The organism is Xanthovirga aplysinae, from assembly GCF_009711365.1.
Lineage (GTDB): Bacteria > Bacteroidota > Bacteroidia > Cytophagales > Cyclobacteriaceae > Xanthovirga > Xanthovirga aplysinae.
Genome location: NZ_SMMB01000347.1, coordinates 1 through 1,206 on the forward strand (window position 1 = coordinate 1; position 1,206 = coordinate 1,206).

Genomic DNA, 1,206 nt, shown 5'->3' on the forward strand with positions numbered 1-1,206 from the left:
AATTGGGTGTTGGTTCCCTTTTTTATTCCTACCTCAAATCCCATAGTCCAAAGGTTCTCCTGGTATATAATAATATGTTTTAGGAGTAAATAGGTAAAAATATACAGCAAATAATATATACCAGGTACTGTCCTTTGTTTATAAATGTATTATTAACAGTTCAACTGAGCAAACTCTTTGGCAAAATATGTGAGGATAACCGAAGCGCCTGCTCTTTTTATACTTAGTAAACTTTCCAGCATAGCTTTTTCCCCATCAATCCAACCTTTTTCGGTTGCTGCTTTAATCATAGAATATTCTCCACTGATGTTATAGGCAGCAATGGGCAGGTCATAGTTCTCTTTTAGGATATGTATGATATCCAGATAGGCCAAGGCTGGTTTTACCATTAAAAAATCTGCTCCTTCCGCATAATCCAAGTCAGCTTCGATTAAGGCTTCACGCTTATTGGCAGGGTCCATTTGGTAAGTTTTTTTATCTCCCAATTTAGGTGCAGATTGTAACGCATCCCGGAAAGGCCCGTAAAAAGCACTAGCATATTTTGCCGTGTAGGACATGATGGATACATTTTCAAAACCTTCGTTGTCAAGGGCATCTCTTAAATGACCAACTCGTCCGTCCATCATATCGGAAGGTCCAATAATGTCCGCACCTGCTCTGGCCTGAGCTAAGGTCATTTTTTCTAGTACTTCCAGGGTGGGGTCATTAAGTATTTCACCATTTTCCACAATCCCATCATGCCCATCCGAGCTATAAGGGTCCATGGCCACATCTGTCATCAAGCAAACTTCTGGAAAAGCCGACTTTACTTTCTCTATTGCTCGTAAATAGAAATTATTTGGATTGTGGCTTTCTGTGGCATATTTATCTTTTAATTTTTCTTTGAGGGCAGGGAAAAGGTCAAAACTTTTTATTCCCAAACCCACACATTCGGAGATTTCTTCTAGCAATAAATCAGTGGAATATCGATAAATGCCTGGCATAGAGGTTACCTCTTCCTTTTTGTTTTCTCCATCAATAACAAATAGGGGAAATATAAAGTCTTTGACCGATAACCGGGTTTCCTCCACCATGGATCGGATTACCTCGGATTTACGGTTTCTTCTTGGTCTTCTTAACATTTCTTTATGAATTAGGAATTACTAATTATCATTGTACTGGAAATTATTTTCAAGAGTTGCTCTTTTTCCTAAATATATTATAAAA

General features: G+C 38.1%; 1 protein-coding gene. It reads right to left on the reverse strand.

Features of this window, described 5'->3' with window-relative positions; all coding sequences use genetic code 11:
* Positions 1–152 precede the first annotated feature (152 nt).
* A complete protein-coding gene (hemB, locus tag E1171_RS01085) occupies positions 153–1,121 on the reverse strand; it encodes a porphobilinogen synthase (RefSeq protein WP_155203243.1) in 969 nt (322 codons plus the stop codon).
* Positions 1,122–1,206 lie beyond the last annotated feature (85 nt).

Excerpts from the sequence above, each read along its gene's own strand:
- hemB (WP_155203243.1), bottom strand. The coding sequence starts at position 1,121 with ATGTTAAGAAGACCAAGAAGAAACCGTAAATCCGAGGTAATCCGATCC.